General features: G+C 59.4%; 25 protein-coding genes, 1 tRNA gene and 1 riboswitch. Of the genes, 21 read left to right on the top strand and 5 right to left on the bottom strand.

Going from position 1 to position 22,941, the window contains the following annotated elements:
* Window positions 1-129: 129 nt before the first annotated feature.
* Together PG879_RS16290 and PG879_RS16295 are read left to right on the top strand one after the other, a co-directional pair.
* A complete protein-coding gene (locus PG879_RS16290) occupies window positions 130-894 on the top strand; it encodes a DNA repair protein (protein ID WP_270830420.1) in 765 nt (254 codons plus the stop codon).
* Window positions 888-1,442: a VOC family protein gene (locus PG879_RS16295; protein WP_270830421.1), complete on the top strand. Its 555-nt coding sequence runs from the start codon at window positions 888-890 to the stop codon at window positions 1,440-1,442. Before PG879_RS16290 ends, PG879_RS16295 begins: the two co-directional genes overlap by 7 nt.
* Here PG879_RS16295 and PG879_RS16300 read toward each other — a convergent pair.
* On the bottom strand, window positions 1,427-2,668 hold the full coding sequence (locus PG879_RS16300) for an MFS transporter (protein ID WP_270830422.1): 1,242 nt from the start codon (window positions 2,666-2,668) through the stop codon (window positions 1,427-1,429). The genes PG879_RS16295 and PG879_RS16300 overlap by 16 nt on opposite strands.
* Before the next feature lie 93 nt (window positions 2,669-2,761).
* Between PG879_RS16300 and PG879_RS16305 the strand changes: the two genes are divergently transcribed.
* Window positions 2,762-3,664 carry a LysR family transcriptional regulator gene (locus tag PG879_RS16305; protein WP_010675004.1) on the top strand — a complete coding sequence of 301 codons (903 nt, stop codon included), beginning with the start codon at window positions 2,762-2,764 and terminating at the stop codon, window positions 3,662-3,664.
* 66 nt (window positions 3,665-3,730) lie between these two features.
* Here the strand turns inward: PG879_RS16305 and ribA are convergent, their stop codons facing one another.
* Window positions 3,731-4,324 carry a GTP cyclohydrolase II gene (gene ribA / locus PG879_RS16310; RefSeq protein WP_010675003.1) on the bottom strand — a complete coding sequence of 198 codons (594 nt, stop codon included), beginning with the start codon at window positions 4,322-4,324 and terminating at the stop codon, window positions 3,731-3,733.
* 263 nt (window positions 4,325-4,587) lie between these two features.
* Here ribA and cmk point away from each other — a divergent pair, with 263 nt between their 5' ends.
* From cmk to pyrF, 6 genes are all read left to right on the top strand, one after another.
* Entirely contained in the window at window positions 4,588-5,280 is a 693-nt protein-coding gene (gene cmk / locus PG879_RS16315) for a (d)CMP kinase (protein WP_270830423.1), read from the top strand.
* Between the two features lie 93 nt (window positions 5,281-5,373).
* Window positions 5,374-7,044: a 30S ribosomal protein S1 gene (gene rpsA / locus PG879_RS16320; protein WP_010675001.1), complete on the top strand. Its 1,671-nt coding sequence runs from the start codon at window positions 5,374-5,376 to the stop codon at window positions 7,042-7,044.
* A 92-nt stretch (window positions 7,045-7,136) separates the two neighbouring features.
* Window positions 7,137-7,421 (top strand): integration host factor subunit beta, encoded by a 285-nt coding sequence (gene ihfB, locus PG879_RS16325; protein ID WP_005299934.1) that lies wholly within the window; start codon window positions 7,137-7,139, stop codon window positions 7,419-7,421.
* A 156-nt stretch (window positions 7,422-7,577) separates the two neighbouring features.
* Window positions 7,578-7,862, top strand: coding sequence for a LapA family protein (locus tag PG879_RS16330; protein ID WP_010675000.1), 285 nt, complete (start codon window positions 7,578-7,580; stop codon window positions 7,860-7,862).
* A 9-nt stretch (window positions 7,863-7,871) separates the two neighbouring features.
* Entirely contained in the window at window positions 7,872-9,038 is a 1,167-nt protein-coding gene (gene lapB / locus PG879_RS16335; protein WP_010674999.1) for a lipopolysaccharide assembly protein LapB, read from the top strand.
* 121 nt (window positions 9,039-9,159) lie between these two features.
* Window positions 9,160-9,858: an orotidine-5'-phosphate decarboxylase gene (gene pyrF, locus PG879_RS16340; RefSeq protein WP_010674998.1), complete on the top strand. Its 699-nt coding sequence runs from the start codon at window positions 9,160-9,162 to the stop codon at window positions 9,856-9,858.
* An 86-nt stretch (window positions 9,859-9,944) separates the two neighbouring features.
* On the opposite strand, the gene rrtA is transcribed toward pyrF, so the two are convergent.
* The gene (gene rrtA, locus PG879_RS16345) at window positions 9,945-10,523 is read right to left on the bottom strand and encodes a rhombosortase (RefSeq protein ID WP_225159972.1); all 579 of its coding nucleotides are present in this window, start codon (window positions 10,521-10,523) and stop codon (window positions 9,945-9,947) included.
* Here rrtA and PG879_RS16350 point away from each other — a divergent pair.
* The 5 genes from PG879_RS16350 (at window position 10,489) to PG879_RS16370 (ending at window position 13,397) form a co-directional block, all read left to right on the top strand.
* Window positions 10,489-11,142, top strand: coding sequence for a tRNA-uridine aminocarboxypropyltransferase (locus PG879_RS16350; protein WP_213319228.1), 654 nt, complete (start codon window positions 10,489-10,491; stop codon window positions 11,140-11,142). The two genes, rrtA and PG879_RS16350, sit on opposite strands and share 35 nt — an antisense overlap.
* A 22-nt stretch (window positions 11,143-11,164) precedes the next feature.
* Window positions 11,165-11,872: a 7-cyano-7-deazaguanine synthase QueC gene (gene queC, locus PG879_RS16355; RefSeq protein ID WP_045524469.1), complete on the top strand. Its 708-nt coding sequence runs from the start codon at window positions 11,165-11,167 to the stop codon at window positions 11,870-11,872.
* Window positions 11,873-11,933: 61 nt separating this feature from the next.
* A complete protein-coding gene (gene queE / locus PG879_RS16360) occupies window positions 11,934-12,605 on the top strand; it encodes a 7-carboxy-7-deazaguanine synthase QueE (protein WP_270830424.1) in 672 nt (223 codons plus the stop codon).
* A 1-nt stretch (window position 12,606) separates the two neighbouring features.
* Complete coding sequence (locus PG879_RS16365) at window positions 12,607-12,837, top strand: DUF3820 family protein (protein WP_039038687.1); 231 nt, start codon at window positions 12,607-12,609, stop codon at window positions 12,835-12,837.
* Window positions 12,834-13,397 carry a cob(I)yrinic acid a,c-diamide adenosyltransferase gene (locus tag PG879_RS16370; RefSeq protein ID WP_045524470.1) on the top strand — a complete coding sequence of 188 codons (564 nt, stop codon included), beginning with the start codon at window positions 12,834-12,836 and terminating at the stop codon, window positions 13,395-13,397. Before PG879_RS16365 ends, PG879_RS16370 begins: the two co-directional genes overlap by 4 nt.
* A gap of 79 nt (window positions 13,398-13,476) precedes the next feature.
* Here the strand turns inward: PG879_RS16370 and PG879_RS16375 are convergent, their stop codons facing one another.
* Window positions 13,477-13,875 carry an H-NS family histone-like protein gene (locus PG879_RS16375; protein ID WP_041215041.1) on the bottom strand — a complete coding sequence of 133 codons (399 nt, stop codon included), beginning with the start codon at window positions 13,873-13,875 and terminating at the stop codon, window positions 13,477-13,479.
* Between the two features lie 317 nt (window positions 13,876-14,192).
* Window positions 14,193-14,364, top strand: a riboswitch (Lysine riboswitch).
* 87 nt (window positions 14,365-14,451) lie between these two features.
* Between PG879_RS16375 and PG879_RS16380 the strand changes: the two genes are divergently transcribed.
* Both PG879_RS16380 and PG879_RS16385 read left to right on the top strand, forming a co-directional pair.
* On the top strand, window positions 14,452-16,032 hold the full coding sequence (locus PG879_RS16380; protein ID WP_041211545.1) for a Na+/H+ antiporter NhaC family protein: 1,581 nt from the start codon (window positions 14,452-14,454) through the stop codon (window positions 16,030-16,032).
* A gap of 85 nt (window positions 16,033-16,117) precedes the next feature.
* Window positions 16,118-16,699: a thymidine kinase gene (locus PG879_RS16385; protein ID WP_010674989.1), complete on the top strand. Its 582-nt coding sequence runs from the start codon at window positions 16,118-16,120 to the stop codon at window positions 16,697-16,699.
* Between the two features lie 70 nt (window positions 16,700-16,769).
* Here PG879_RS16385 and PG879_RS16390 read toward each other — a convergent pair whose 3' ends face one another.
* A complete protein-coding gene (locus PG879_RS16390; protein WP_010674988.1) occupies window positions 16,770-18,107 on the bottom strand; it encodes a flavohemoglobin expression-modulating QEGLA motif protein in 1,338 nt (445 codons plus the stop codon).
* Between the two features lie 155 nt (window positions 18,108-18,262).
* Between PG879_RS16390 and PG879_RS16395 the strand changes: the two genes are divergently transcribed.
* The 5 genes from PG879_RS16395 (at window position 18,263) to PG879_RS16415 (ending at window position 22,792) form a co-directional block, all read left to right on the top strand.
* Window positions 18,263-18,718, top strand: a complete 456-nt coding sequence (locus PG879_RS16395; RefSeq protein ID WP_160839247.1) for a YbjN domain-containing protein — start codon at window positions 18,263-18,265, stop codon at window positions 18,716-18,718.
* 248 nt (window positions 18,719-18,966) lie between these two features.
* Window positions 18,967-19,054, top strand: a tRNA-Ser gene (locus tag PG879_RS16400).
* Between the two features lie 91 nt (window positions 19,055-19,145).
* Complete coding sequence (locus PG879_RS16405; protein ID WP_270830425.1) at window positions 19,146-20,282, top strand: site-specific integrase; 1,137 nt, start codon at window positions 19,146-19,148, stop codon at window positions 20,280-20,282.
* Between the two features lie 103 nt (window positions 20,283-20,385).
* Entirely contained in the window at window positions 20,386-21,759 is a 1,374-nt protein-coding gene (locus PG879_RS16410) for a PTS transporter subunit EIIC (protein WP_270830426.1), read from the top strand.
* Window positions 21,760-21,772: 13 nt separating this feature from the next.
* The gene (locus tag PG879_RS16415) at window positions 21,773-22,792 is read left to right on the top strand and encodes a family 1 glycosylhydrolase (protein ID WP_270830427.1); all 1,020 of its coding nucleotides are present in this window, start codon (window positions 21,773-21,775) and stop codon (window positions 22,790-22,792) included.
* Window positions 22,793-22,941: the final 149 nt, after the last annotated feature.

A 22,941-nucleotide genomic window follows, 5' to 3' on the forward strand; every position in this document is an offset into this window, starting at 1 on the left:
ATGACGCCATGGAGATGGCTGTCACTTGGTTGCGTTGTTGTGAGACAAGCTGGGATCTGGGCGCTACCCTACGGGGTTAAGCTGTTGTAGGATCTCGCAATTGGATTGGGACTGGAGTGTGAACACCCTATGATTTTAACCTTGATATTGCTGTCAATCGGCGCACTCCTGTTTCTGGTCATCGCCTACAACGTGGTGCAGCAATACAAACAGAAGGCCGAGGCCGACAAGCGCCAGGCCATCGCCCGTCACAAGGCCGTGGCGGACGAGACCGAAGAGCTGCTGCTGAACGTCAACCTGGTGCCCTTCTCCAAGAACATGGTACTGCTGATGCAGCACCGCATCCTGGATGCCTATCGCGCCATCGCCCTGGTGATGCCCAATGTGCAGATCAAGCAGCGCATCGCCGACGTCCAGACCCAGATCAAGAATGTGCAGGAGAATTACAGCAGCCAGGACGAGGGGCACTTCAAGACGCCGGAGTCCGACCGCCAGGCCATCCAGATGCTGCAGCTGGCCAAGAAGATGCGAGCCGTGCTGCGGGTCGAGCACAACAAGGGCAAGATAGATCCCCAGGGGTTCGCCCAGGAGGATCGCCGCCTCGAGCTGATGCAGCTCAAGATCAACATCGCCAATCTGCTCAAGCGGGCCATGGATGCCCAGATCCAGGGGCAGTACGGCACCTGCCGTCAGCTCTACACTAAGGGGCTCGACGCCCTGGCCAATGTCTCCGACAAGGATCCCTACCTGCTGGCGCGGGAAGAGGACATGCGCCAGGGGATGCGGCAGCTGGAAGAACACCTGCAGCAGCACAGCGAGAAGGAGCTGCAGAACATCAAGGACAAAGAGGCGGACGAACTGGACGTCCTGTTCCAACCGAAGAAGAAATGGTGATCATGTCTCATCCACTGGATTCCACGCTGGGGCCCATGGCCCCATTCGTTTGCCAACTGCTCACGGAAATGCAGGCCGTCATGGGGGGCTCCGCGTTCCCCGTGGTGGATCACCTCTGCTACCGGGCTGCCACCCTGCCGGAATACCTGGACTTGAAAGAGGCACTGGCTGCCCACGGGGTCTTACTGGTGGAGGGGATGATAGGAGACCGCCCCATTGCCACCTATCGCCTGCACCAGCCCGTCTGCTGGCAACAGGTCACCGTGCCCTGCATCGAACTGGCGGCCCCCAAGGCGGGTCGCAGCCATCAGGCCGGTCTCGAGCATATCGAGCTGGTGGTGCCGTCACTGCACGCCCTGGTGGCGGCCCATCCCGGCGTGGCCTTCAAGACGGCCAACATCGACGACAGGCGCAACCCGGACGTGGGCCTGATGTTGCCCTCGGGGCAGATCAAGTTTCATCTGCGCCCTCTGAGCGAGGTGATCGACGAAGAGCTGTGCACCGGCGCCGTGGTGCCGGTCCCGCAGGACTATTACGACGGCCTGTGAACTGACGGCCGAACGCCGTGCCGGGTGACGGGAGGGGGCGGCGCCATGCGCCCCTTCAACCGGCCGAGCCAGAGGCTCAAGGCGGCGGTCACCCCCAGCACCAGCTCGATGCCGAGCACCAATCCCCCTAGTCCCCCCCGCTCCCAGAAGGGATGCAGATAGAGCCCACCCAGACTGGCCCCCAGGTAGTACCCCACCAGATAGAGCGACGAGGCGAGCGCCCGGTCGTGCTCCACGTGCTGGCCGACCCAGGCGCTGGCGCAGGCGTGGGCGAGGAAGAAACCGAAACTCGAGACCAGCAGTCCCCCTATGATGGCGACCAGGGTTCCCTGCAACAGGGCGAGGCTGCCGAGCGCCATCAGGGCTATTCCCGCCAGCAGCATGCGCTGTGCCCCAAAGCGATGGGCGCCGCGGCCGCTCAGGGAGGAGGCTAGGGTGCCGGTGAGGTAGGTCAGGAACAGCATGCCGAGCCACTGGGTCGGCAGGGAGAAGGGGGCCTTGGCCAGCAGGAAGGTGAGGTAGCTGTACTGGTTCAGGAAGACCATGAAGTTGAGGCCGCCGATGAGGTAGGCCCCCGCCAGCAGGGGGTTGCCGAGGTGACTCTGGATGGCGCGGCGCAGCTGGCCGGGGGCGGGCTCCACGGCCACGAAGCGGGTCTGGGCTGGCAGCAGCCAGATGACCAGGGGCAACAGGGTCAGGCTGATGGCCCCGATGCCGAGGAAGGTGTGCTGCCAGTCGCCAAACCAGCCGGCCAGCAGGCCGCCGACCACCCGGCCCGCGATGCCGCCGAGGGAGTTCGCGGCGATGTAGACTCCGACGGCGAGGATCAGGGCACGCTTGCTGAACTCTTCCCCCATGTAGGCGATGGCGGTGGCCGGCAACCCCGCCAGCAGGGCTCCCTGCAGGATGCGCAGGCTCACCAGCAGATCGAAGCGGGTCACCCAGGGGATGCACAGGGAGAGCAGGATGGCGCCGATCAGGCTACACAACATGATCCGCCGCCGTCCGAATCGGTCCGCCAGACGGGCGCAGATGAGCAGGGAGCCCGCGAGCCCGGCGGTGCAGCCGGCGAGGGTCCAGCTGGCGGACAGGGAGCTGACCGAGAAGACCTCGGCCAGGAGGGGGAGCAGGGGGTGAGTCTGGTAGAGATTGAGAAATACCAGGAAGGAGCCCAGGCTGAGGGCCAGGGTGGCGCGTATCCATGCGCGGCTGCCGACTTCGATCATGTTGAGGTGTCCCGACGACTTTTGTGCAGGGTAGTGCGACGAAACGTATAAATATAATATATTTAAGTTATCACCCTGATAAATGAAATTGATATGGATCTGAAACAGCTCGGATACCTGCTGGCGGTGCGCGATGCCGGCTCCTTCACCAGGGCGGCCCAGGGGCTGAACGTGGCCCAGCCTGCCGTCAGCATGGCCATCGCCAAGCTGGAGCAGCAGCTCGATCTGCGGCTGTTTGACCGGCAGGACCGCAGCGTGCGCCTCACCCCGGAGGGAGAGGTCCTTTGCCGCCACGCCGAACGGCTGCTGCGCCAGATGCACCAGGCCGAGGCCGAGATGGCCGAGCTCAAGGGGCTGGAGCGGGGGGAGGTGCGCATCGGCATCCCCTACATGATGGGCTCCTATTACTTCCCGCCAATCCTGATGGCGTTCAAGCATCGCTACCCCGGCTTGAAGATCCGGGTGGAGGAGGCGGGCACCCGGGAGCTGCTCAGCCGCATGGTGGATGGCAGTCTGGATCTCGCCATCCTCATCACCAGCGATCTGCCACCGGCCCTCGAGGGGGCGCAACTGCTGCGGGAAGAGATGCTGATGGTGGTGGGGGAGGAGCACCCCCTGCGCGGCGCTGAGTCGGTCTCGTTGCCACAGTTCTTCGGCCAGGAGCTCGCCATGTTCCGGCGAGGCTTCTACCACAGGGAACACATGGAGGTGTTGGCGCAGGGGCTGGGGGTAGAGCCTGACATCGCGTTCGAAAGCAATCTCATCCCGCTGCTCAAGGCGGTGGTGCGTCAGGGATTCGCCGTGACCACCTTCCTGCGCATGGCGCTGGAAGAGGAGCCGGCCCTCACCGGCATCCCTTTTTCCCCCCCCATCTTCCTGGATCTCTGCGTAGCCTGGCGACGGGGGGATCCGCTCTCCATGGCGAACCGGGCATTGCGGGATTTTTTGCTAGCACAAGGGGATGTTTCTCACCATTGCGCTACAGATACTCAATGATTGAGTGGTATCACCAATAAAAACGCCTCCAATCTGGAGGCGTATGCTGACAAGGTGGATGCAACCTTACTTCTTGAACAGGTGATCCAGCTTGTTTGCCTTGGTGGAGAGATAAAACTCGTTGTGGGGATTGCGACCTTCCTGAAGGGGCACGCGCTCCGCCACCGGGATGCCAAAGGATTCCATCGCCTTCAACTTGCGCGGGTTGTTGGTCATCAGGCGCAGGGACTTGACCTCGAGCGCCTTGAGCATGTCGGCACAGATGGTGTAGTCGCGCATGTCGGCGGCAAAGCCAAGCGCCACGTTGGCTTCCACGGTATCGGCCCCCTGATCCTGCAGATGATAGGCCCGGATCTTGTTGAGCAAGCCGATGCCTCGCCCTTCCTGACGGACATACAGCAGGACGCCGCGGCCCGCCTTGGCGATGTTTTCCAGCGCGGCCTGCAATTGGAAGCCGCAGTCACAACGCAGACTGAACAGGGCATCCCCGGTTAGACACTCGGAATGAATGCGTCCCAGCACGGGTTCGCCGTCTGCGATATCGCCCATCACCAGCGCGGCATGATCCTTGCCCGTGCCGGTTTCCTGAAAACCAACCAGCGTGAAAGTGCCCCAGGGGGTCGGCAACTTGGATTTGGCCACGAGGGTAACGCTGCTCATATGGTTGCTCCTGACTACAGCTGCTTGAAAAAGGGCGGCTAGTGTAGCGCGCCTTGTGCATAACAACCATAAGAACAAAACCTTGCGCGAGGAGGGGGTTAGCAGATTGGTCATAATAGGCGCAATCGCGACGACTTTTGCGCAATTGTGTGCCCTGACAACTGCCAGCGTCGATGCATTCGGGTATAATCGGCGCCCATTATCCCATCCCGATCAGGGATGCGGGCAACCAGTCAAGATGCCGAGTGCGCAGGAGAAACGTTATGGCTCAGATGGCCCCCGTGATGACTATTGATGGCCCAAGTGGCGCAGGAAAAGGCACCTTGTGCCAGTTGCTGGCTGAAAAACTGGGCTGGCACCTGCTCGATTCCGGTGCCATCTACCGGGTGCTCTCCCTGGCAGCCCTGCATCACGATGTGGAGCTCGATTCCGAAGCAGCATTGGTTCCCCTGGCCGCCAATCTGGATGTGCAATTCCAGGTAGAAGGGGAGCTGGTCAAGGTGATCCTCGAAGGGGAGGATGTTTCCCGCACCATTCGTACTGAAGAAGTGGGCAACGCGGCCAGCAAAATCGCGGCGTTTCCCCGGGTACGTGAAGCCCTGCTGCGCCGTCAGCGTGCATTCCGCCAAGCCCCCGGTCTCATCGCCGACGGTCGCGACATGGGTACAGTAGTTTTCCCCGAGGCGGATGTGAAGATTTTCCTCGACGCCAGCGCCGAGGAGCGGGCCCAGCGCCGCTATAAGCAGTTGCAAGATAAGGGCTTTGATGTTAACTTTGAGTGTCTTTTAACCGAGATTCGGGAACGTGACGATCGCGACAGAAATCGCGCCGTTGCCCCCCTGAAACCCGCGGAAGATGCTCTTGTTGTAGACTCAACGTCCATGACTATAGATGAAGTGCTGGCAACGGTGCTTGCCTATGCAGAGCAACAACTTGGTGATGTCAGCGCAAACTGATGTCAGTCGTCTGCACCAAGGATGGCGCAGATAATTTAAAACAACCCCGCTTGTGCCGGATTGCAAGTGGATGTTTCATTTGTGACATAAACAATGATCGAATCTTTTGCTCAACTCTTTGAAGAGTCCCTGAACGCCGTTGAAACCCGTCAAGGTTCCATCGTCAAGGGCACTGTCGTTGCTATCGAGAACGGTTTCGTACTGGTTGATGCCGGTCTGAAATCCGAGTCTGCTATCCCGGCTGAAGAATTCAAGAACGCCATGGGCGAGCTGGAAATCAACGTAGGTGACTCCGTTGACGTGGCTCTGGACTCTATCGAAGATGGTTTCGGCGAAACCAAGCTGTCCCGCGAAAAAGCCAAGCGCCACGAAGCCTGGCTGCAGCTTGAAAAAGCTTACGAAGAGCAAGCTACCGTTATCGGTATCATCAACGGCAAGGTCAAGGGTGGTTTCACCGTTGAACTGAATGGCATCCGTGCCTTCCTGCCGGGTTCTCTGGTTGACGTGCGTCCGATCCGTGACACCGCTCACCTGGAAAACAAAGAACTCGAGTTCAAAGTCATCAAGCTGGACCAGAAGCGCAACAACGTTGTTGTTTCCCGTCGTGCCGTGATCGAGACCGAGAACACCTCCGAGCGTGAAAGCCTGCTGGCCAACCTGCAAGAAGGTCAAGAAGTTAAGGGTATCGTCAAGAACCTGACCGACTACGGTGCATTCGTAGATCTGGGCGGTGTTGACGGCCTGCTGCACATCACCGACATGGCGTGGAAGCGCGTTAAGCATCCTTCCGAAATCGTCAACGTTGGCGACGAGATCGCTGTCAAGGTTCTGAAGTTCGACCGCGAGCGTACCCGTGTATCCCTGGGCCTGAAGCAGCTGGGCGAAGATCCCTGGGTTGCTATCGCCAAGCGTTACCCGGAAACCACCCGTCTGTCTGGCCGCGTGACCAACCTGACCGACTACGGCTGCTTCGTTGAAATCGAAGAAGGCGTGGAAGGCCTGGTACACGTATCCGAGATGGATTGGACCAACAAGAACATCCACCCGTCCAAGGTTGTCAACGTTGGCGACGTGGTTGACGTGATGGTTCTGGACATCGACGAAGAGCGTCGTCGTATCTCCCTGGGTCTGAAGCAGTGCAAATCCAACCCGTGGCAGCTGTTTGCCGAAACTCACGCCAAGGGCGACCGTGTTTCCGGCAAGATCAAGTCCATCACTGACTTCGGTATCTTCATTGGTCTGGATGGCGGCATCGACGGCCTGGTTCACCTGTCTGACATCTCCTGGAACAACCAGGGCGAAGAAGCCGTGCGTGAATTCAAGAAGGGCGACGAGATCGAAGCCGTTGTTCTGCAAGTGGACCCGGAGCGTGAGCGCATCTCCCTGGGCGTCAAGCAGATCGAAGAAGACCCGTTCAATAAGTACCTGTCTGACAACAAGAAAGGTGCTATTGTGAAGGGCAAGGTTACCGAGGTTGATGCCAAGGGTGCCGTGATCGAACTGGCTGACGGCGTAGAAGGCTACCTGCGTGCCTCCGACGCTGCTCGTGACCGCGTAGAAGACGCCACTCTGGTGCTGTCTGTTGGTGACGAAGTTGAAGCCAAATTCATGGGCGTTGATCGCAAGAACCGTACCGTAAGCCTGTCTGTCCGTGCCAAGGACGAGGCTGACGAGCGTGTTGCCATCGACAGCCTGAACCAACAAGAAGAAGTTGTGTTCAGCAATGCCATGATGGAAGCGTTCAAAGCCGCCAAGGGTGAGTAATCCTTGATGCAAGAAAAGGGCGGCATTGCGCCGCCCTTTTTTATCTTGGCAAAATGATTATTGCATGTGATCGGGGAAGGAGATTTAACCTTATGACCAAATCAGATCTCATCGAACAACTGGCAGCCAGCCGCATGCATATGCCGGCCAAGGATGTCGAAGCCGCTATCAAGGAGATCCTTGAGCAGATGGCATCGACCTTGCAAAACGGCGACCGGATTGAAATCCGAGGATTTGGCAGTTTCTCGCTGCACTATCGTGCGCCCCGCGTGGGTCGCAACCCCAAGACCGGGGACAAGGTTGAACTGACCGGGAAATATGTCCCGCACTTCAAACCTGGCAAAGAGTTGCGCGAACGCGTCAACATCATCGAATAATGCAGAAAACGGCATACCTGAGTATGCCTTTTTCATTTTTATGGCCTGGAGTCTGCCCGTTGTCGGGTTTCTCACACTCTTTTCCCATTCGCGCTAGAGTCTGCCTGTGATTTTAAGGATAATCAGTCACTCATTCGCTACAGACAGGGAGCTCCCATGAAGCGTATCTTGGCCCTCATTCCACTGGTGCTGGTGTTTGTCCTGACCCTTGCCATCGGTTCTCAAAATGGTCAGCTGGTGCAGTTCAACTACCTGATTGCCCAGGGGGAGTTCTCGCTCTCCATGTTGCTGGGGTTCTTCTTCGCCGGCGGTTTTCTGCTGGGCTGGCTGGTATTTGGTCTGCTGTTCCTGCGTCTCAAGCTGCAAAATCGCACCCTGAACCGAACCATGCGTCGTCAATCTCGCGAGTTGGAGCTTGCCCGGTCGACAACCAAGGAATAATGTCCCTCGATGCTTGAACTGCTTTTCCTGCTGTTGCCCATCGCCGCCGGTTATGGCTGGTACATGGGCCGCAGGAGTGTTCGCCAGGACACCCAGCAACAGAGTAACCAGTTTTCCCGCCAGTACGTGGCGGGCCTCAACTATTTGCTCTCTGACGAGTCGGACAAGGCGGTGGATCTCTTTATCCAGCTGCTGGAAGTCGACAGCGAAACCATCGAAACCCACCTCTCCCTCGGCAACCTGTTCCGTCAACGGGGCGAGGTCGATCGTGCCATCAAGATCCACCAGAACCTGGTCGCCCGTCAGCTGACCCGTGAGCAGCGTCAGCTTGCCTTGCAGGAGCTGGCCCGTGACTTTCTGGCTGCCGGCTTGCTCGATCGGGCCGAAGCACTCTGGAAAGAGCTGTGTGATGACAGCGATTTCGAAGAGACGGCTCTGGCACAGCTCCTGATCATTCATCAGCAGTTGCGTGACTGGGACAATGCCATCGCCGTGGCGGTGCGTCTGCAGAAATTCCAGGGCAAGAAGCTGGCCGAGCCCATATCCCACTTCTATTGCGAACAGGCGGAGAGTGCCTTGCGCGATGGCGACAAGCCTGCGGGCATCGCCAAGCTCAAGCGTGCGCTCGGTGCGCACCCGGCCTGTGCCCGCGCCAGCTTGCGGCTGGCCGATCTGGCGATGGAGGAGGGCAGGTTCGAGGATGCGGCCAAGGAGCTCCTGCGGGTGTTCGAGCAGGATATCGACTTTGCCTCCGAAGCCATGCCAAAACTGCTCGAATGCTATCGCCAGCTTGGTCGCAGCCAGGAGCTGATCCCGCTGCTTGAAAAAGCGGTAGAGGATCATGCGGGGGTCAGCGTGACCCTGGCCCTGGCCAATCTGGTGGAGGCCCGCGATGGGTTGAGCCAGGCCCGGGCCCTGGTGCTGCGCCAACTGCGTCGCCACCCTTCCATGAAGGGCTTCTATCAGCTGGTCGGTTTCCAGTTGGCCAGTGCCGAGGAGGGGCCTGCCAAGGAGAGCCTGGAGCTGCTGCAACAGCTGGTCGGTGAGCAGATCAAGATCAAGTCGACCCACAAGTGCCGTCAGTGCGGCTTTGCCACCCATTCGCTGTTCTGGCAATGCCCTTCCTGCCGGCAGTGGGGCACCATCAAGCCGATCCGAGGGCTGGATGGGGAGTAAACGCCAGCGAGGCCAACACGCCCGGGCGAGCACGGATACCCAAGAATTTCAGATGCCAGCGTGCAACCGGGCCCCTGCTCTGCTGCGCCTGGCTGTGGCATAACAATCCATAGGAAGTGACATGCAAGACCCCAAAGTACTGGTCGCGCTGGATTATCAGCACGAAGCCGACGCCTTTGCCTTCATTGAGCAGATCTCACCGGCCCAGTGCCGCCTCAAAGTAGGCAAGGAGATGTTTACCCTGTTTGGTCCCCAGTTCGTTCGTCAACTGGTGGCCAAGGGGTTCGACGTCTTCCTGGATCTGAAATTTCACGACATTCCCAACACCGTCGCCAAGGCGGTGGCGGCCAGTGCGGAGCTGGGCGTCTGGATGGTGAATGTCCATGCCAGCGGTGGTGAACGCATGATGCGTGCCGCCAGAGAGGCGTTGCTGCCATACGGGGACAAGGCGCCCCTGCTCATCGGGGTAACCGTGCTGACCAGCATGGAGCAGTCCGACATGGCGCCCCTGGGTCTGGATGTGACGCCGGCAGAACAGGTGATCCGCCTGGCCACCCTTGCCAAGGCGGCCGGGCTGGATGGTGTGGTCTGCTCCGCGGAAGAGGCGAGTGTGCTGAAGGGGCTGCTGGGAGCCGAATTCAAGCTGGTGACGCCGGGCATTCGTCCGAGCGGATCGGCTGCCGGTGATCAGCGCCGCGTCATGACGCCGCTGGCAGCGGTGGAGGCGGGGGCGGATTATCTGGTGATCGGCCGTCCTATCACCCAGTCCTCGGATCCCGCCGCCGTGCTTGGGGCGATCAATGCCGAGCTTTGCCGGTAACGGCGTAATGGGCGAATGAGCGCAGGCCGGATCCCAGATCCGGCCTGCTGCATTTTGGCCGTGGGCTGGCCTTGCCTATGGGGAGCTCAGGAGTGGACGGTCTGGGCGTCCAGACGAATGGGGAAGAGGCCGAGCAGCAGGCCGGCGAGTGCGCCGATGAAGTGTGACTCGATGTGTACCCTGGCACCGATCAAGGCGGAGACAGGGCTCTCGCCGGCACTGTAAAAGTCCACACCGAGCTTGATGGCGACGCCCGCCAGCATCAGCCAGCCGGAGTGACGGCGAAAGCGGATGTCCTGCATGGCACCCCATACGAACAAGCCGTGCAGCAGGCCGGAGAGTCCCATGTACCACTGGGTTTGCGGGCAGCCCCACCAGATGCCGAGTCCGACCGCCGTTCCCAGCAGCAGCAACAGCACGGGCAGGCGCCATCCCGTCAGATACTCCTGAAACAGGCTGTAGAGCACGGCCAGACCGCTCAGGTTGAGCAGCAGGTGCCATCCATTGGTGTGTGCCAGATTGCCTGTTATGATGCGCCACCCTTCGCCCTGGGCGATCAGGTCGCGATCGAAGGCGAGCTGATGATTTGGCACGGTGAAAAAGAGCAAGGCAGTGACGAGCGAAAGCGCGATGACCCAGAGCAGACCCGATTTTCCTGACAACATGAAGCAGCCCAACGACAAAGAGAGCCGATACTGTACACGCTGTACCCGGGCCCTCAAAGCGTGCCTGTGCGATTATATTCAGCGGGTGCCGAACCTGGCTGCGCTCCATATCCTGCAACACCCTGCCGAAGTAGGTCACCCCAAGGGGACGGCTGCGTTGCTGGCGGCGTCCCTGACCGATGTGCGCATCCATGTGGGGGAGGACTTTTCCGACGACGAAGGGCTCAATGTCCTGCTTGCCGACCCCGCTGTCCAGTGCTACGTGCTGTGGCCCGATGAGGAGGCCCTGACCCTGATACAGGCAAGGGAGCATCTCCTGAGGCGTGGACGCACCGTGCGAGCCCACTTCATCCTCCTCGATGGTACCTGGCGCAAAGCCTATCGCATGTTGCACAGCTCGCCTGCACTGCTCGGGTTGCCGCGGATCACCCTCGGCGCCATTGCCGGACAATATTCCATTCGCAAGAAGCCCTTTGAGGAGGCGCTGTCCACCCTGGAAGCGGGCTACCATCTGTTGTCCCAGTGGGAAGGAGAGCCTGAGCGCTTCGCCCCGCTGATGACCCTGTTTACCCATTTGAACCGGCAGTGGCATGACTTTGCACAAGGCCGCCGCCGTTGAGTTGCCCAGAGGAGTGAAAAACATGAAAAAAGCCGTCGTGGTCTTCAGTGGCGGGCAGGACAGCACCACCTGTCTGGTGCAGGCACAGGCCCGCTATGACGAAGTGCATGCCATCACCTTCGATTACGGCCAGCGCCATCGGGCGGAGATTGACACCGCCCGCCATCTGGCGACGGCGCTCGGGATCGCCGCCCACAAGGTAATGGATGTGACCATGCTCGGGGAGCTGGCCATCTCTGCGTTGACCCGGGACGACATACCGGTGAGCTTCGAGCTTCAGGAGAACGGCCTGCCCAACACCTTCGTGCCGGGACGCAACATCCTGTTCCTGACCCTGGCGGCCATCTATGCCTATCAGGTGGGCGCCGAAGCGGTGATCACCGGGGTGTGCGAGACCGACTTTTCCGGCTATCCCGATTGCCGCGACGACTTCGTCAAGGCGCTCAATCAGGCGGTCTCCCTGGGGCTGGATCGCCCCATCCGCTTCGAAACCCCCCTGATGTGGCTCGACAAGGCCGAAACCTGGGCGCTGGCGGATCATTACGGTCACCTCGATACCGTGCGTCACCAGACGCTCACTTGCTACAACGGTGTCCAGGGAGATGGTTGCGGGGCCTGTCCGGCCTGCGAGCTGCGTCGCCGTGGCCTGGATCACTATCTGGCTGACAAGACCGGCATCCGTGCCAGACTTTACGAGAAGAGCGGACTGGGCGAGAAAAGCGGATCCTGAGCCTGTGCCTAGCCCGGGTTTGGGGTATAATCCGCCCCTTTTGCAGCAAGTCGTGACCAAGATGCACTACCCAATCAACGAGATCTTCCAGACCATCCAAGGGGAGGGGGTATTTACCGGCCTGCCCGCCATCTTCGTTCGCCTTCAGGGCTGCCCGGTGGGCTGCCCCTGGTGCGATACCCGCCACACCTGGGTGGTGGACCCCGAGCGTGAGGTGGCCCCTGGCGAGGTGCTCGATCGTTCCAATGAGTCCGACGGCTGGAGCAAGATGAGCACGGAAGATATCCTGGCCAGCTTTACCCGGCTCGGTTACCGGGCCCGTCACGTGGTGTTGACCGGTGGTGAGCCCTGCCTCTACGACTTGCGCGAGCTCTCTTCGGCCCTGGTGGCATCGGGTTATCAGGTGCAGATCGAAACCAGCGGGACCAGCGAGGTGATGACCCATGAGCAGACCTGGGTGACCGTTTCCCCCAAGATCGGCATGAAGGGTGGGTTGCCGGTGCTGGTCTCTGCACTGGAGCGGGCCAACGAGATCAAGCACCCGGTGGCCACCGAGCACCATATCGAGGAGCTGGATGCCTTGCTGGCCACCGCCCGGCTGCGCCCCGATGTGATGATTGCGCTGCAACCCATCAGCCAGAAAGCCAGGGCCACGGAGCTGGCCATGGCGACCTGCATCGCCCGTAACTGGCGACTCTCCATCCAGACCCATAAATACCTGAATATTGATTGATATGGATGGACTCAGCGATGAGCGCATCTTGCTGACGCTGGCCAGCAAGATGCCTTACGGGAAATACAAGGGGCGGCGCATCATCGATATTCCCGAGCCCTATCTGGTATGGATGGCGCGAAGCGGTTTTCCGGCCGGTACCCTGGGCCAGTCTCTGGCACTGGCCTACGAGATAAAGCTCAATGGACTCGAGTCCATGATTATTCCCATTATTAACAGGATGTCAGAATGAGAATATATACAAGGCAAGGGGACAAGGGGCTCACGCGACTGGCCGATGGCACTTCCCTGGCCAAAGACGATAAACGTGTCGAGACCTATGGCGCCATCGACGAGCTGAATTCCCAAATAGGCTTGTTGATGGCTGAAATACCCGCCGGGGAGACGACTCTCCTGGCCGATCTCATATTGTTGCAGCAGGAGCTGTTTGATCTGGGCGGGGAGCTGGCATTTTCCAGTGAATCGCAAACGGATGCGCTGTGGCAGGTGAACGAGGCTTGGACGAACAGGCTCGAGCAACAGATCGATGCCTACAGTGCCGGGTTGCCGGTGCTGCGCAATTTTATTTTGCCGAGCGGTTCGCGGGCGGCGGCCCAGGCACATGTGGTGCGTACCCTGACCCGTCGCTGCGAGCGCCTGCTGCTTGGGTTGAGCCGCGTAGAGCGGGTGAATCCGGCTGTTTTGCCCTATCTCAACCGGCTGAGCGACTGGTTTTTCACCATCGCCCGATACTTGCTGGTATCGTCAGGCACCCCGGAGATCCTCTGGGTCAAGGCGGCTGACAGAGGCTGACAACCGCTCGAAGCGGCAATAAAAAAACCTCGCCTTGCGAGGTTTTTTTATTGCTGTGGAAAGGGGTCTGATATTGCTCTCAGATAGCAAAGGCTTCCACGGATTTGCCTTCGGCAACGGCCTTGGCAATGACCGAGGGCATGCGGCCCTGACCGGTCCAGGTTTTTTCCACGCCATTGTCCAGATAACGATATTTGGCGGGGCGGGGCGCACGTTTGCTGACCTTGGTATTCTCGGGAACCACGGTGTTGACCAATTCGGCGGGATCGATCCCAGCGGCCTTCAGCATTTCGGCATATTCGGCAATTTTCTTTTGATGCTCTTCACGGGCCTGGCGTTCGGCGGATTCATCTTGCCGACGTTCATCGACGATGGCGGAGAGCTTTTCCAAGCCTTCTTCCAGTTGTTCCAGCGTCAAATCGCGGCAAGCTGCACGCAGGCTACGAATATTCAACAGCACTTTCAGAAATTCGTTCATATTGGCTACCACGCGAGCAAAATATTAAGGGAAGAACTGGTTTTTCGATAATTTATAGGGGGATTTGGCACCAAGTCAAGCCTGCCAAAATAATTAATTAGGCTGATAAATTAAGTCTCGAAATAGATATGAAGGATATTTTTATCCGTTTGACGGGCCAACATCTTCGAATGGGTTCATGTCAGATGAAAATATCGCCATCGGAGTCTTTGGTGAACCATTTGACTACCTTTGCAGGTATGGGGGCCACAGAAACCTTGAAATTTAATCAAAAAACTTGCTATCACCCGGTGGCTCGATAAAATGTGCCGCGAATACCTTTAAGTAGAGGCGCGCTGCCTATGAGTAACCGAGCGGAGGGTGATGCCTGCGATGCTCGATGAAAGGAGTCGGCGCCGAAGTGACCAGGCCATCATACCGGGTTGCTGGTTCTGCATCTAATAGGTGCAGGACTGCCATAGTCATCCACTATGGAGCGCTACCTGAAGGGGCTGAGGAGTATACCCTCCCCATGGGTTTTGTTTCTTTGATCCTCTCGGTAGATCTCCACCTGTTGTCTTTAGGTGCAAAGAGATCATGGACATCGTTCATTACGCCGACTCCGGTTGGTCCGTCGTTCCCCCCCTGCTGGCCGTTGCGCTGGCGATCATCACCCGCCGCGTCCTGGTGTCGCTGGGGGTGGGCATAGTCGCAGGCAGCCTGCTGCTCAACCAGTTCTCTCCCCTTGCGTCCCTGCATTACATGCTCGATACCGTGCTCAGGATCTTCTGGGTCGACGGTGCGCTCAATCGTGACAACGTCAACATGATCCTCTTCATGTTGCTGCTGGGCGGCCTCATCAGTCTGATGAGCGTCTCCGGTGCGACCCGGGCGTTTGCCGAGTGGGCGGAGCGCCGCGCCAAGACCCGCAAGGGTGCCAAGTCCCTGACCGGTCTGATGGTGTTCGCCTTCTTCATCGACGACTTCTTCCACAGCTTGTCGGTGGGTGCCATCTGCCGTCCGGTGACCGATCGCTTCCAGATCTCCCGCGCCAAGCTGGCCTATCTGCTGGACTCCACCGCCGCGCCGGTTTGCGTGCTGATGCCGATCTCCTCCTGGGGGGCCTACATCATCGCCCTCGTCGGCGGCATCATGGCGGCTCATGGTCTGACCGACCAGAGCCCCATCTCCGCCTTCGTCGAAATGATCCCCATGAACCTCTATGCAGTGTTCACCCTGATCATGGTGCTGGTGGTGATCGCCTTCCAGCTCGACATCGGCCCCATGCGTCAGCATGAGCAGTGGGCACTGGAGGGCAAGCTGTGGGACGAGTCCAAGGGGCGCCCTATCGGTCTCGACATGGAGAGCCCGGAGGAGAGCAATGGCGGCATGATTGACATGGTGCTGCCCATCCTGACCCTGACCCTGGCCACCGTCTATTTCATGATTGACTCCGGGGCTGCGGTGCTGGCCGACAAGGGGCTGCCGTTCAGCGTGCTCGGCTCCTTCGAGAACACCAATGTCGGCTCCTCCCTGGTCTATGGCGCCCTGTGCAGCCTGGTGGTCTCCATCGGTCTGGCCATGCGCCTCAAGCTCGGGGCAAGCAACTGGATGAAGGCGGCTCCACAGGGGATCATGGCCATGCTGCCCGCCATCAACATCCTGCTGTTCGCCTGGACCATCGGCGCCGTGGTGCGCGATGTGGAAACCGGCAAATACCTGGCCTCCCTGGCCAATGGCAATCTGCCGGTGGAAGTGCTGCCCGCCGTTGTCTTTGTGCTCTCCTGCGCCATGGCGTTTGCCACCGGCACCAGCTGGGGTACCTTCGGCATCATGCTGCCGCTGGCCGGCGACATGGCGGCCGCCAGCGACATCAGTCTGATGCTACCCATGCTGGCCGCCGTACTGGCAGGGTCCGTGTTCGGGGATCACAGCTCCCCCATCTCCAGCACCAGCATCCTGTCTGCCACCGGGGCCGGTTGCCATCACATTGATCACGTGATGACCCAGCTGCCCTATGCCCTGGCGATCGCCTTTGGCGCTGCGCTCGGCTACCTGGTGATGGGGCTGATGCACTCCGCGCTGGCCGGTTTCACCGTGAGCGGGCTCTGGTTCCTGATCTTCTCCGGTTACCATTTGCGCAAAGCCCGGGCGTATAGCGCCGTGGCTGTCGCATAAGAGAACAAGGGGCCTGAGGGCCCCTTGGTTTTGGCAGGGGCTTTGGTTAGCATGCGCCCCATCACTCCCGTTTCGGAACCCCATCATGGCTTCACTGCACTACAAATTTGCCACAATGAACTCAGGCAAATCGACCCAGCTCATCCAGGCCCACTTCAACTATCTGGAGCGTGGCATGTATCCGCTGGCCATGACGCCCGCCATCGACGATCGCTTCGGTGCCGGCGTCATCAGTGCCAGGGTCGGTCTTGAGCTGAAAGTGGAGGTGTTCAGCGACAGCTGCGATCTCTTCGAGATGGTCAAGGCGCGCCACGCAAAGCGGCACATCGATGTCTTCATCGTTGACGAGGCGCAGTTCCTGACCCGTGAGCAGGTCTACCAGCTCGCCCGCATCGTCGACGAGCAGGACATTCCGGTGATTGCCTATGGTCTCAAGACTGATTTTCGCGGTGAACTGTTCCCCGGCTCCTACCACCTGCTCTGTCTGGCGGACAAGTTCGAAGAGCTAAAAAGCATCTGCTGGTGCGGCAACAAGGCCCACATGAACTCGCGGGTCAACGAGGCGGGGCAGGTGATGCGCGACGGTGAGCAGGTGGAGATCGGCGGCAACGATCGCTATGTGTCGCTCTGCCGCAAGCACTATCTGGAAGGGCGGGCCTTCAAGTAACCCGTGGCTGGCTCGTGCAGCCTGGACATCAAAGAGGGCGCCCATCTGGCGTCCTCTTTGTCTATGGGAGTCAGTCGATCTCGATGTCGACAGGGGCGATGATGGGGTCGGCCGCCGGCAGGCGGTGGAAGAGCTGGCGAAAATGCTGCTGTACCCGGCCTATGTCCACCAGGGACATGCCGGAGGCGAAGCCGAACCAGACGTAGAGCCCGGTGAGGTCGCGAAACATGGGAGGGAGGTAGCGGGGGGCGTCGATGAGCCCCTCCAGATAGTGCTGATAGAGCACGGGGATGTCGTCCAGGGTCACCTTGCCGACGAACAGCATGGGCAGGATCTCCGGCACCCCCTCCAGCACGGCGCTGCGAATGAAGTTCACCGTCTCCACATAGCCCTTCACATAGGAGAGATCCTTGGTAAAGCAGGCGCCCCCCTCGACCATGCCTCCGCGAAACACCCGCTGGGTGATCTTGTAGGCGTCGTGCTCGCTGGCCCCCTTGGCCACGAAGTGGCGGAACACCTCGATGAAATCGGCGCCACGCTCCGCCATGTCGATGGCCATGACCCGATCCGAGATGCGCTTGGCCCTGTCCGGGAAGGAGCTGAACGTGAGGGTCTCGATGAGTACTGCCAACCCCTCCTGACAGGCGGTGATGCGGGGCGAGCCGGCGCCGAGCCAGGTGGCGTAAGATTGCTGGCGGCCGTTGAGGGTGGTGCCGACGTGAACCCAGCCTTCGTGTACCTCCAGCACCTGCAGATCGAGTTCCGAGAAACGGGCGTGGGAGTTGAGCTTGATGTAATCCCCCCCGGCGGCGGCATCGGAGACGATGCCATCGCTGAGCTTGACCTGGACTGTGCCGTCGCTGAAGTAGCTCGACAGCTTGCCTTGCAACCTCGCCACCGCGGCTTCCCCCTCGAACTCCTTGGGGTAGGGGCGCACCAGGTGGCGGGCGCCGGGCAGGGAGAAGATGTCGCACAATCTGGCCCCCAGCTCCTTCAGGGTCTTGCGATCCCCGCGCAGGTGATCGCTTGCCGAGCCGTAGAGGCGCTGGCTGTAGCGCTGGAAGTCAGGCTGCCCGCGCTGGCGCAGCATCTCGATGACCACCATGTACTGATCCACCGTCTCTTGCAGGATCCGGCCGAGATCGTCCTGAGGGCCGAGGCGCCGGCGGATCCTGTCCCTCAACTCCTTGAGCTCAAGGTACTTGTTGCGGGGATCGAACCCCAGGGGGAGGGATTCATAGAAGTGCCTGTCGATGGCGGGCAGTGCCTTGCCGCCACTTGCCAGAAAGTCGCTTTGCAGGTGACGGGGCCATTTGATGGCATCCAGGATGCGGATGGGTTTTTGCAGGGCGAGCAGTTCATCCGAGAGGGATTTGAGGTGCAGGCGATACTTTTCTTGGATGGTCATCGGGCTCTTTGGAGGCGAGTGCGCTACGAGAATGGCTGAGTATAGGCACAGGGCCTGTCAAAAAGAAGCGAGACGACGGGGATCCGGCCTGTGTGCTTTTGGTTGTCTGAAAATTGGTTTAGACTGCGCCCCTTGATCTCTACCGTGTCGTGAAAATGATGAATATCCCCAGCTCTGAAATGATAATGCGTTGGTTGCAACAGGCCCGGATCGAGCACTATGTGTGCGATCAGTGTCATGGCATCCACATGGTCTCCCTGCAGTCCGTCGAGGGCATCCAGGAGAGCCGGATCTTCGTGGAAGAGGAAGGGCTGCTGTTCTCATCCGAGCTGGAGGTGCGCCCCTCATCGCTACTGCCCCTGGTGGCCGAACTGGGTCGTCTCAACATGCAATATCCGTCCCTCAAGGTGTTCCTCGACATCATCGATGACAACCTGCCACGCCTCGTTGTGGGTCACACCGTCTTTACCAAGGCGGGTCTCACCGTCGAGCAGTTCCTGCTGTTCGTTGAAAGCACCACGGCAGCCACCCATGAAGTGGTTTCCGAATGTGAACGCCTTGGCTTCCTCAATCTGCCGGAAATCCAGGTCGCACCGGAATCCGTTCACTGACTTCAGCACCTGAACTGTGCGTTTAATGTGCGAACGGTTCGCTGCGGCTAAAAAGCCGTTGACGGCGGCGGGGCTTTCCCCTAAATTACGCCCCGTTCCAGCGCAACGGCGCAGCGAACACCGTGTTGGCTGAACACGTTAAACCACAGACCGAAATTAGGTGCGGTATCCGAGAGGCTGCCCACCGACGAAGTCGGCAAGATGCACGCGCAGCGCGCTCCGAAAGCCATTTCAAGCAGTAAAAATTTGGTGAGGTGTCCGAGTGGCTGAAGGAGCACGCCTGGAAAGTGTGTATACGGCAACGTATCGAGGGTTCGAATCCCTCCCTCACCGCCAAATTGAGTGTGAATCAACCCCATGAATTTCATGGGGTTTTTTCGTTTCTGGAGGAGCGAAAAGGCCAGTGTCACTATGAGGTGTCACGATCATGCCGAGCTACCTGCTGAAAAACCGAAACGGAAACTACTACACCCGCATTCCGTTTCCCCAATCCCTCCGCCTGTTAGGCTGCCCCCTAGAGATCCGAGTCTCCCTGCTCACCAAGGATCGCAGTGAAGCCACGCTACGCAATCTGGTTGCAGCACATGGCATCAAGATAATGATGGGCAGATTACCCGCTCTCTTGAGGACTGACAGCCATCAGCCGACGACCCGTTTTCGAGACCTTATCGCGCCGGATCTGGCTCGCTTACGCCAACAACTGCTTTCCTCTGCTAACGGGCTTATTCAGTCGTCCCCACTTCCTTATAGTCAGCCCGATGACGTGTCAGCAGCATCCTGCTGCGACTCTCCAATGAGGGCATCGCAGTTACAGCCGTCTCTTAAGCCGATGCAGCACCTTGATCCGGTTACAGTGCCCAAGGCAATGGGCCAGTTGCAGGCTGAGTTTCTGGAGCGCAAATCGAATGAAAAAATCTCATCACGTTCGCTCCAGCAGCTCCAGACTCGTACAACAGCACTTATCAACGCTGTGGGTGGTGGCTTCTTCGTACAGGCTTTGAAATTCAGGCATGTAGATCAGTTTGTTCAGGAGCTGGCGACCAGTAAGGGACTGAAGACTGTGCGTGAATACAAGGCGGCCTGTACCCAGATGCTGAATTTTGCTGTGCAGATGGAATATACGGCCAAAAATCCATTTGATCAGGTCAAAATAAAATGTGCGCAGCCGACCCCACGACAGCGCTGGGAGCCCACCCAGCTCAGGGCATTGTTCAGCTCGGTAAACTTCACCCAGCACGCTTACAGCAACGTCGATGACTATTGGATACCCTTGGTACTACTACACACTGGCGCACGGCCTGCGGAGATCTGTCAGCTACGTGTCAGTGATGTGATGACCCAGAATAATATCGCTTGCCTCAACATTACCGACGAGGGAGAGGCGCAGTCGATCAAAAACGGCAACAGCAGGCGACTCGTACCCATCCACAGCAGGTTGATTGCGCTGGGATTCCTGCATTATGTCGAATTACGACGTAGGCAGGGCCATGTGCAGCTATTCAGTTGTACGGCTACAGGGGAGTTTGGCGAATGGACCAAAAATTTCGAGGGAAGGTGCGAATAAGTCATATGGCACGAGAGCATTTACTGGTAACCCATTGATATTAAATGACTAAAATTTTCATTTTTTGTTCTTGGGATACTTGTTCGCACTTTCCCTAAAAGAGATGGGACGGGTCGACAAGGAGGTGTTGAAACGGGTGCAAGGGGTCATCACCGTCATCGAGTCCAGCGGTCAGCTGCAGGTGGTGATCGGCAACCACGTCGGGGATGCCTATCGGGAAGTGCAAAAACGGGTGCAGATCGACGAAAACGCCGTGGTCGACGCCCCCAAGGTGGGTATGGTCAACCACCTGATGGACATCATCTCCAGCATCTTCGCCCCCTTCCTCTACCCACTGGCCGCCTGCGGCGTGTTGCAGGGGCTCATCTCCTTCTTCGCCGCCATCGGCTGGATGGACTCCGTCAGCGGTACCTTCCGCATCCTCAACTTCGTCTCCTGGACCGGCTTTACCTTCCTGCCGGTGATGGTCGCCTTCACCGCGGCCAAGAAGTTCAACGTGAACCCCTTCACCGCCGTGATCGCCGCCTGCGCCTTGGTGTCGCCCGATTACATGAACATGCTGACCGCGAACAAAATCATCCTGGCAAACTCCGCGGATCCGGCGGTGCAAGCGCTGATGCAGTCGGCGATGGAGAACCCGGCCATCAACGAGGCCATCGTCAACCTGGTGGGGGTTCCCCTTAACAGCGCACCGCTCAGCTTCCTCGGTCTGCCGGTGCAGTACCTGAGCTACACGGCCTCGGTGATCCCCATCATCCTGATGGTGTGGGCCATGTCCTATGTGCAGCGCTTCTTCGAGCGGATCCTGCCGGTGGTGGTGCGCAACCTCTTCACCCCCATGTTCTGCCTCGCCATCATGGTGCCTCTGACCCTGCTGGCCTTCGGCCCCATCGGCAACCTCATCGGCGGCGCCATCGGTGGCATCTACAACACCCTCTATCACCTGAGCCCGTCCATCGCCGGCTTCGTGGTGGGGGCTGTCTGGACACCCCTGGTGACCCTCGGCGTGCACTGGGGCATCACCCCGGTGACGGTGGGCAACTACGCCACCCTGGGCTATGACACCTTTACCGGCCTACAAGCCTCCGCCGTGTTCGGGGTCTACTTCAAGGCCAAGGATCCCGAGCTGAAAAGCGTGACCCTCTCGGCCGGCGTGACAGCCCTGTTTGGCATCACCGAACCCGCCATCTACGGGGTGGCCCTGCGCTTCAAACGCCCGCTCATCTGCGGCTGCCTCGCCGGTGCCATCGGTGGCACTGTCGCGGGGGCCTTCAATGCGGTCTCCTGGAGTTACTGCATCCCCGGCATCGCCGTGCTGCCGGTGTTCTTCAAAGAGGGGCACATGGCGCAGTTCCTGGGCTTCCTGCTCTCCATCGGCGTGGCCTTTACCCTGGGCGTCATCTTCTCCTGGATGGCGGGCTTTCAGACCGATGCCGAAATAAGCCAACCCCAGCCGCTGACATCCAAAGCCGTATAAGGATCGACAAGTCATGAACAACGCATTACCGAAAGACTTTCTGTGGGGGGGGGCGGTCGCCGCCCACCAGGTAGAAGGGGGCTGGGATCAGGGCGGCAAGGGGCTCAGCATCGTCGATGTGCTCACCAGCGGCGCCCACGGGGTGGAGCGCGTCATCACCGACAAGATTGAGGCCGGTCATCGCTACGCCAACCACGAGGCGGTGGATTTCTACCACCGCTACAGAGACGACATCGCACTGTTTGCCGAGATGGGCTTCAAGTGTTTTCGCACCTCCATCGCCTGGTCGCGCATCTTCCCGCTGGGGGATGAGGCCGAGCCGAACGAGGCGGGGCTGCGTTTTTATGACGACATGTTCGACGAGCTGCTGCGCCACGGCATCGAGCCCGTCATCACGCTCTCCCACTTCGAGATGCCGAACCACCTGGTGACCCAGTACGGCGGCTGGAAGAGCCGCACCGTGCTGGACTGCTTCGTGCGCTTTAGCGAGGTGGTGCTGCGCCGCTACCAGCACAAGGTCAAATACTGGATGACCTTCAACGAGATCAACAACCAGCGCAACTGGAAGGTGCCGCTGTTTGGCTACTGCTGCTCCGGGGTCATCTATAACCAGGAGCCGAACCCGGAAGAGTGCATGTACCAGGTGCTGCACCACCAGTTCGTGGCGAGCGCCAAGGTGGTCAGCCTGGGCCATGAGATCAACCCGGACTTGCAGATAGGCTGCATGCTGGCCATGGTGCCCCTCTACCCCTATTCCTGCCACCCGGACGATGTGATGTATGCGGAAATCGCCATGCGAGAGCGCTTCCTGTTCGGGGACGTTCACATGCGCGGCCATTACCCCGCCTATATCTGCAAGGAGTGGCAACGCAAGGGCTATGAGATTGTCATGGAAGCGGGGGATGAGGAGACGCTGCGGGCGGGCTGCGCCGATTACATCGGGCTGAGCTACTACATGAGCAACGCGGTGCGGGCCCACGGCGCCGGCACGGGCACCGCCTTGTCGGGCTTCGAGGGCAGTGTGCCCAACTAGATTGGCCCCTTGAAGATCCAGACACTTCGCCCCTCTTAACTTAAGAGGTAGTCTTGGAGCTATGTTCAGTACTAGTCACAACGAGAAGATGGTCGAAGTGTTAACAGGGGCCGAGCGCCGTCGACGCCGGACTCCACAAGAAAAGATCG

The sequence above is a fragment of the Aeromonas sp. QDB63 genome, from assembly GCF_027707425.1.
GTDB classification, from domain to species: Bacteria; Pseudomonadota; Gammaproteobacteria; order Enterobacterales; family Aeromonadaceae; genus Aeromonas; species Aeromonas caviae.

What these genes read in the sequence shown, in the direction of transcription:
- PG879_RS16380 (WP_041211545.1), top strand. Translation starts at nt 14,452, where the DNA reads ATGGACATCGTTCATTACGCCGACTCCGGTTGGTCCGTCGTTCCCCCC.
- PG879_RS16290 (WP_270830420.1), top strand. Translation starts at nt 130, where the DNA reads ATGATTTTAACCTTGATATTGCTGTCAATCGGCGCACTCCTGTTTCTG.
- rpsA (WP_010675001.1), top strand. Translation starts at nt 5,374, where the DNA reads ATGATCGAATCTTTTGCTCAACTCTTTGAAGAGTCCCTGAACGCCGTT.
- PG879_RS16350 (WP_213319228.1), top strand. Translation starts at nt 10,489, where the DNA reads ATGACCCAGAGCAGACCCGATTTTCCTGACAACATGAAGCAGCCCAAC.
- PG879_RS16365 (WP_039038687.1), top strand. Translation starts at nt 12,607, where the DNA reads ATGGATGGACTCAGCGATGAGCGCATCTTGCTGACGCTGGCCAGCAAG.
- PG879_RS16415 (WP_270830427.1), top strand. Translation starts at nt 21,773, where the DNA reads ATGAACAACGCATTACCGAAAGACTTTCTGTGGGGGGGGGCGGTCGCC.
- PG879_RS16330 (WP_010675000.1), top strand. Translation starts at nt 7,578, where the DNA reads ATGAAGCGTATCTTGGCCCTCATTCCACTGGTGCTGGTGTTTGTCCTG.
- queC (WP_045524469.1), top strand. Translation starts at nt 11,165, where the DNA reads ATGAAAAAAGCCGTCGTGGTCTTCAGTGGCGGGCAGGACAGCACCACC.
- PG879_RS16395 (WP_160839247.1), top strand. Translation starts at nt 18,263, where the DNA reads ATGATGAATATCCCCAGCTCTGAAATGATAATGCGTTGGTTGCAACAG.
- rrtA (WP_225159972.1), bottom strand. Translation starts at nt 10,523, where the DNA reads ATGTTGTCAGGAAAATCGGGTCTGCTCTGGGTCATCGCGCTTTCGCTC.
- PG879_RS16410 (WP_270830426.1), top strand. Translation starts at nt 20,386, where the DNA reads ATGGGACGGGTCGACAAGGAGGTGTTGAAACGGGTGCAAGGGGTCATC.
- PG879_RS16405 (WP_270830425.1), top strand. Translation starts at nt 19,146, where the DNA reads ATGCCGAGCTACCTGCTGAAAAACCGAAACGGAAACTACTACACCCGC.
- pyrF (WP_010674998.1), top strand. Translation starts at nt 9,160, where the DNA reads ATGCAAGACCCCAAAGTACTGGTCGCGCTGGATTATCAGCACGAAGCC.
- cmk (WP_270830423.1), top strand. Translation starts at nt 4,588, where the DNA reads ATGGCTCAGATGGCCCCCGTGATGACTATTGATGGCCCAAGTGGCGCA.
- PG879_RS16390 (WP_010674988.1), bottom strand. Translation starts at nt 18,107, where the DNA reads ATGACCATCCAAGAAAAGTATCGCCTGCACCTCAAATCCCTCTCGGAT.
- PG879_RS16295 (WP_270830421.1), top strand. Translation starts at nt 888, where the DNA reads ATGGTGATCATGTCTCATCCACTGGATTCCACGCTGGGGCCCATGGCC.
- PG879_RS16385 (WP_010674989.1), top strand. Translation starts at nt 16,118, where the DNA reads ATGGCTTCACTGCACTACAAATTTGCCACAATGAACTCAGGCAAATCG.
- PG879_RS16370 (WP_045524470.1), top strand. Translation starts at nt 12,834, where the DNA reads ATGAGAATATATACAAGGCAAGGGGACAAGGGGCTCACGCGACTGGCC.
- ihfB (WP_005299934.1), top strand. Translation starts at nt 7,137, where the DNA reads ATGACCAAATCAGATCTCATCGAACAACTGGCAGCCAGCCGCATGCAT.
- lapB (WP_010674999.1), top strand. Translation starts at nt 7,872, where the DNA reads ATGCTTGAACTGCTTTTCCTGCTGTTGCCCATCGCCGCCGGTTATGGC.
- PG879_RS16375 (WP_041215041.1), bottom strand. Translation starts at nt 13,875, where the DNA reads ATGAACGAATTTCTGAAAGTGCTGTTGAATATTCGTAGCCTGCGTGCA.
- PG879_RS16305 (WP_010675004.1), top strand. Translation starts at nt 2,762, where the DNA reads ATGGATCTGAAACAGCTCGGATACCTGCTGGCGGTGCGCGATGCCGGC.
- PG879_RS16300 (WP_270830422.1), bottom strand. Translation starts at nt 2,668, where the DNA reads ATGATCGAAGTCGGCAGCCGCGCATGGATACGCGCCACCCTGGCCCTC.
- ribA (WP_010675003.1), bottom strand. Translation starts at nt 4,324, where the DNA reads ATGAGCAGCGTTACCCTCGTGGCCAAATCCAAGTTGCCGACCCCCTGG.
- queE (WP_270830424.1), top strand. Translation starts at nt 11,934, where the DNA reads ATGCACTACCCAATCAACGAGATCTTCCAGACCATCCAAGGGGAGGGG.